The sequence below is a fragment of the Sphingomonas sp. genome (assembly GCF_040398505.1).
Classification (GTDB): Bacteria; Pseudomonadota; Alphaproteobacteria; order Sphingomonadales; family Sphingomonadaceae; genus Sphingomonas.
This window is the reverse complement of record NZ_JBBATX010000029.1, coordinates 1-5,859: the sequence shown is the minus strand read 5'-3', so window position 1 is coordinate 5,859 and position 5,859 is coordinate 1. Positions and strand designations below refer to the sequence as shown.

At 67.2% G+C, this 5,859-nt stretch carries 5 protein-coding genes; 2 read left to right on the top strand and 3 right to left on the bottom strand.

Annotated elements, in window-relative coordinates; translation table 11 throughout:
• The coding region (locus ABWP09_RS05825; RefSeq protein ID WP_353204203.1) for a M16 family metallopeptidase at nt 1-1,250 on the top strand (1,250 nt) is incomplete at its 5' end.
• Between the two features lie 89 nt (nt 1,251-1,339).
• Nucleotides 1,340-2,347 carry a cell wall hydrolase gene (locus ABWP09_RS05820; RefSeq protein ID WP_353204202.1) on the top strand — a complete coding sequence of 336 codons (1,008 nt, stop codon included), beginning with the start codon at nt 1,340-1,342 and terminating at the stop codon, nt 2,345-2,347.
• Nucleotides 2,348-2,473: 126 nt separating this feature from the next.
• On the opposite strand, the gene ABWP09_RS05815 is transcribed toward ABWP09_RS05820, so the two are convergent.
• The 3 genes from ABWP09_RS05815 to ABWP09_RS05805 form a co-directional block, all read right to left on the bottom strand.
• Complete coding sequence (locus tag ABWP09_RS05815; RefSeq protein WP_353204201.1) at nt 2,474-4,372, bottom strand: prolyl oligopeptidase family serine peptidase; 1,899 nt, start codon at nt 4,370-4,372, stop codon at nt 2,474-2,476.
• 205 nt (nt 4,373-4,577) lie between these two features.
• Nucleotides 4,578-4,991 (bottom strand): holin family protein, encoded by a 414-nt coding sequence (locus tag ABWP09_RS05810; protein ID WP_353204200.1) that lies wholly within the window; start codon nt 4,989-4,991, stop codon nt 4,578-4,580.
• Nucleotides 4,992-5,045: 54 nt separating this feature from the next.
• Nucleotides 5,046-5,585, bottom strand: coding sequence for a glycoside hydrolase family 108 protein (locus tag ABWP09_RS05805; RefSeq protein ID WP_353204199.1), 540 nt, complete (start codon nt 5,583-5,585; stop codon nt 5,046-5,048).
• Nucleotides 5,586-5,859: the final 274 nt, after the last annotated feature.

The following is a 5,859-nucleotide window of genomic DNA, read 5'->3' as shown; positions in this document are numbered from 1 at the left end:
CGCTGCTCGTCGCGCAGGGCGGCGGCGCGACCGACCCGGCCGACCGTGCGGGCGTGGGCAATCTCACCGCCGCTTTGCTGACCAAGGGGACCAAGACGCGCTCCGCCACCGAAATCGCGCGGCAGATTGAGACGCTGGGTGGATCGATCTCGAGCGATGCCAGCTATGACGGGTCGACCGTCGATGTGACGGTGAAGGCCGATCAGGCCGCGCCGGCGCTTGCGATCCTGGCGGACGTTGCGCGCAACCCGGTGTTCGCGCCGGAGGAGATCGAGCGCGCGCGGGCGCAGACGATCGACGGGGTGCAAGTCGCGATCAAGAATCCGAGCCAGCTGGCCGGGCTCGTCGCGGCGCGTGCGGCGCTGGGCGATGCGCCGTACGGACACCCGCTGTCGGGCACGCCGAGCTCGCTCAAGGCGATTACGCAAGCCGACCTCCGCGCGGCGTACGGTGCGACATGGAGACCCAAGCAGACGACGCTGGTGCTGGTCGGGGACGTGACGCCGCCCAAGGCGCGCGCGCTGGCCGAAGCGAATTTTGCCGATTGGCGGACACCGGACACCAACGCAACCGCAGCCGCCGCAGCGTCGGGCGCAACGCCCAAACCCCGCGTGATTGTCGTCGACATGCCGAGCGCTGGGCAAGCCGGTGTCGTCGTCGCACGCCCCGGCATCGCGCGGAGCGATGCGCAATTCTACCCGGCCGCCGTCGCCAATACGATCCTCGGCGGGGGTTTCTCGTCGCGGCTGAACCAGGAAATCCGCATCAAGCGTGGCCTCGCGTACGGCGCGGGCAGTTCGGTGCAGGCGGGTCGCTTGCCCGGCACGATCAGCGGGCGCACCTCGACCAAGAACCCGAGCGCGCCCGAGACGGTGTCGATCATCCTCGCCGAGATGAAGCGGCTTGGGACGGAACCGGTCACCGCGGCCGAGCTCGAAACGCGCAAGGCCGTGCTGGTCGGCAATTTCGGCCGCGCGACCGAGACGACCGCGGGCATTGCCGGCACGGTCGGCGGGTACGTGGTGCAGGGTCTGCCGCTGAGCGAACTGGGCGCCTACACCGCGCGCGTCTCGGCGGTCGATCCGGCGGCGGTGCAGGCGGCGGCGGCGAAGCTGCTCGATCCGGCGGTGGCGAGCGTCGTCGTGGTCGGCGACGCCAAGCTGTTCCTGCCGGAACTCCGCAAGACCTACCCCGATGCCGAGGTAATTTCGGCGGAAGCGCTCAAGCTGGACAGTGCGACGTTGCAGTAAAAGCTTACGTTAACGATCAACTGTTTCAGCGCGAGACAGGGCAAATTCGGTAGCATCCTCTTCATCCCGAATCGGCTATGTGCGGGGGCGTGAACGGGCGCGCGATCCTTGGTTGGTTAAAGGTACGGCGGCTGAGCAAGCTTGGCGTGGTGGGTCTGGTTGCGCTCGTACTGGCGGGCGTATCGGCGCAGGCCGCGATCCGCGCGATCGTCGATCAAAGCGCCAAGGCCAGCCGCAGCGCGCCCGCGCCGATGGGTTACGAGCGCCAGGATCATTTCCCCGGTGCCGCCTATTTCTACGCGACCGAGGAGGACGCGCCAGTACCGACGCAGGGCGCGACCGGCACGATCGCGCTGCCCGATCTGCCGCTGCCGCCCGAGGCCGCGTTGCTCACGCCCGACAGCTCGATCCGCCCGGCCGCGCCCTTTTCGATGGCGCGGGCGAGTGCGGCCGATCGCGGGCGCGCGCTGCAATGCCTGACCACCGCGATCTATTACGAAGCGGCGACCGAGCCCGATGCCGGGCAGCAGGCCGTGGCACAGGTGATCCTGAACCGCGCACGGCACCCGGCCTTCCCGGCGACGGTGTGCGGCGTCGTGTTCCAAGGGTCGGAGCGTGCCGGGTGCCAGTTCAGCTTCGCCTGCGACGGATCGATGAACCGTGGCGCGCCGTCCAAGGCCTATTGGCTGCGCGCGATGAAGGTCGCGGCCGCCGCGCTCAATGGACATGTCATGGCCGAGGTCGGCATGGCGACGCATTACCATACCTATGCCGTGACCCCGGCGTGGAACCGCAGCCTGGTGATGACGGCGGCGATCGGGGCGCATTTCTTCCATCGCTGGCAAGGCTATTGGGGCACCCCCGCCGCCTTCCGCCAAGGCTATGCCGGGGGCGAGCCGGTGCCGGGGCCGCACGCCCGGATCGGCGCGCCGGTGATCCTCGCGGCAGCCGCGGCGCCCATCACGCCCCCGGCCGCGATCCAGCCCGCTTATACGCAGAGCGGAACGCCGGTTGCCGCAGCGAAGCCTGCTGACGCGCTGCCGGGGGATTCGCAGATCCTCGACCGGTGGAAGGATTCGGGGAAGGCGCTGCGCTGATTCCGCTCCCCTCCCTGGAAGGGAGGGGTTTGGGGGTGGGTTGGTTCGTTGTCGAACGTCGTCCCCAGCCCCACACAAACCCACCCCCAGCCCCTCCCTTCCAGGGAGGGGAGCAACAGGGATCGCTTACTTCTTCTCCCCCAAATACTTATCGAACCACGCCAGCGTCCGCGCGCGGACGTCGGCGGCGTTGACGGGGTTGCGGATGCCGTGGCCTTCCTCGGGATAGATGACGAGGCTGGTCGGCACGCCCATGTCCTTCAGCCCGTGCCAATATTCGACCGATTGCGTCGGCGGCACTTCGATGTCGCGTTCGCCGACATAGATGAAGGTCGGGGTCTTGGCGTTCTTGATGAAATTGACCGCCGAGACATCCTCATACGCCTTGCGATCCTCATACAGCGTCTTGCCGAAAAACGGCAGCATCCACTGATCTATGCCGTTGGTGCCGTAATAGCTGACCCAGTTCGACAGCCCGGCCCCGGCGACGATCGCCTTGAAGCGGTTGGTCTGGGTGTTCGCCCACATCGCCATGAAACCGCCATAGCTGCCGCCGGTGAGGCCAAGCCGCGCGTCATCGACGGGCGCGACCTTCTCGACCGCGTCGATCCCGGTCAGGATATCGCGCAGATCGCCGCCGCCGAAATCGCGCTTATTGGCGGCGGTGAAGGCCTCGCCCTGGCCGTAGCTGCCGCGCGGATTGGGCAGGAAAACGTAATAGCCCCGATCGAGCAACGCCTGCGCGCCACCGCCGCCGAAGCTCGGCACGTTTGCGGCAGACGGGCCGCCATGGACGATCGTGACCATCGCCGCTTTCGTCTTGGGGTCGGCGTTGAGCGGTGCGAGTAGCCAGCCCTGCACGTTGAAGCCGTCATTCTTCCACGTGATGCTGCGCGCGGTCATTGTCGCGGGGATCGCGTCATTATCGTGGGTGATCTGGACGGGGGCGGTGGCGGATCCGGCGAAGATTGCGGGGGCATGGGTGTAATCCTGCACAACCATCGCGACGGTCTTGCCATCGGCGCTCCACGCCGCCTTGCCATCGCCCGCCGAGAAGCTGGCCGGGCGGCTCCAGCCAAGCGCGGCGTTGGTGAGGAGCGTCGCATCGGCACCGCGCAAGGTCGTGCCGCGCAAGCCGCCGCTGGTCGTGTCGAGCGAGGTGACGGTATAATCGGCGCGCGCGGTCATGTTGGCAGGCTCGCCGCCCGCCAGCGGCACGCTCCAGATATCGCCACCGATCGAGCCGAAATCGCTCATCAACCCGCCGATATAGGCGACGTTGCGCCCGTCCGCCGAGACGCGCGGCGCGTTGATTTGCGTCTTCGGCCTGGCGATATTGCGGACCGCGCCGGTCGTCGCATCGACCGCGTCGAGCGTTGCGACCCACCAATTATTGTCGCCATTGCCGAGCGCCGAAGTGACGACGAAGCCGGCACCGTCGGGGGTCCAGTCATATTCGTAAATGTAGCGGTCGGCCGACGACACCGGCTTGACCGCGTCCGCCGCGACGGCCGCTCCGCCGACAGCGAACACCGCGAGGCGCTGTTCATCACTCTTCTCGCCAATCTCGCCGACCTGGCGAACCCCGGCCTGCGCGGCACCCGCTTCCTTGGCCGCGCCGATGGTCACCAGCAAGGCGATGCGCTTGCCGTCGGGCGAGAAGCGCGGGATCTGCGCAATGCCCTTGACCGTGGCGATGGTGCGCGGCTTGCCGCGGGTGTCGATCGCGAGCGTTACGGTGCCGCCGGCCCGATCCCGCGCAAGCCACGCCAATGTGTCGTCGCTCGAAAAGGTCAGGCCCGACAGGCCGCAGGCCGATGCGCACGGATTGAAGCTGCGCAGGACCTTGCCGCCCTTGACGCTGCGGATTGTGATGCTGGTCTTGCCGTCGCTGCCCGACTCGACTGTGGCGATGCGATCGCCCTTCGCCGAGATCGTGAGGCTGCCATAGGAATGCACCGGCGCGGCCAGTGCCGAGGTTGCGGTGGCGGCGAGCAGGAGGGCAGCGGTGAGGGTAAGACGCATTTGAGGGAGGCTCCAGCGGACGAGTGATGGAGCGGGATAGCACGGTTGGGGGTGGGGGCAATGTGGGCGCGCGTAAGCCCATGCCCTTCTTGCTCCCCTCCCTGGAAGGGAGGGGCTGGGGGTGGGTCCGCTCATTGTGAAACGTCGTCCCCAGCCCCATACCAACCCACCCCCTACCCCTCCCTTCCAGGGAGGGGAGGTGCACCTACTTATCCACCCCCCTCGCTTTCCCCCATGACCGCGCGACGGTGTACCCCAAATAGCCCGTGCCGAAGAGCGCGTAGAGCGGCTCGGGAATGCCAGCCAGATACGCGTTCATGCCGCCTGCAATATCCTTCGCCATTTGCGGTTGTGCCGCCGCGATCAGGCCCATCGGGATTGCCCAGAGGAGGAGCGCGTACATCACATAGAGGAAGCTCGGGCGTGCGCGGCTGGTCCAGGGGTCGGGCGATTGCGCCTCGGCCATGATCGCCGAGATCTGTGTTTTCACTTGCTCCATTTCCTGCGAGCCTTGCAGCGCGAGCAGCTTCAATTTCGCCTCGTCACGCGCTTTGGGGTCGGGGATGATCTTGTCGAGGATGCCCGCGATCGGGCCGATAATGCCGTCGAGAAGTCCCATGTCAGTCTCCTGTCGTTCGTTAAAGTCACACAGAGTCACACCATCGGCGACGATTTAACCGATCCGGTTTGCGAGCCAGCCGTAGAGAAAGGCTTCATTGGCCGGGCGGTGCTCGGCCAGCGCGACATAGCGTTCGCCTTGCAACGCCTCGATCGCCTTGAGCAGGACTCGCTCGCCCCCTGCCCCGCGCCGCGTGAGAAAGGCGGCGAGTCCGGCGAGCGTGGTGTCGCCGATGCGGCCATCGACGGGCATGTCGGGATAATCGCTCGCGCCGCGATTGAGCGCGTTGAGCGCGCGTTGCAGGAAGGCGGCGGCGACCGGCGGCCCCATGTTGACGCCGGTGTCGAACAATTCTGCGGCGACCAGCGGCGCGTGGCTGGCGACCGCGTCGAAGCGCGGGCGGAGCCAATAGAGGCGGCGGTAGATCGCACGCGCAGTGGCGAGCGGCAAATCGCGCAGCGTGCCGTCATAGTCGTTGGCGCGGGCGACGGCGGCGGTGATGCCGTAATTGGTCTCCCCGCCGCGATCGGCAGGATGGTTCGCATAGCCGCCTTCGCGATCGAGGACGGCATCGATGAGATGGTCGATGGTCATGGGTTACCTCCTTTGGGGGAGGCATAATAACCTATATGGTGTTTTGTAGGACAGCAGCAATCCTCCCCTCCCTGGAAGGGAGGGGAGGAAGACGGCGGGACGGCTCTCAGTTCTTCCCCGCGCCCACTTCCCCCAACAGCACATCAACCGCGGCGCTCAACTGCGCATCGGTCCCCGCAGCAGTCTCCCCCAGCGGCCGCTCGACCGCGAGATCGACCCGGCGCGGGTGCATTTCCATGTCCTGCCCGCGCCCGTCCTGAATCCGCGTGCTCGG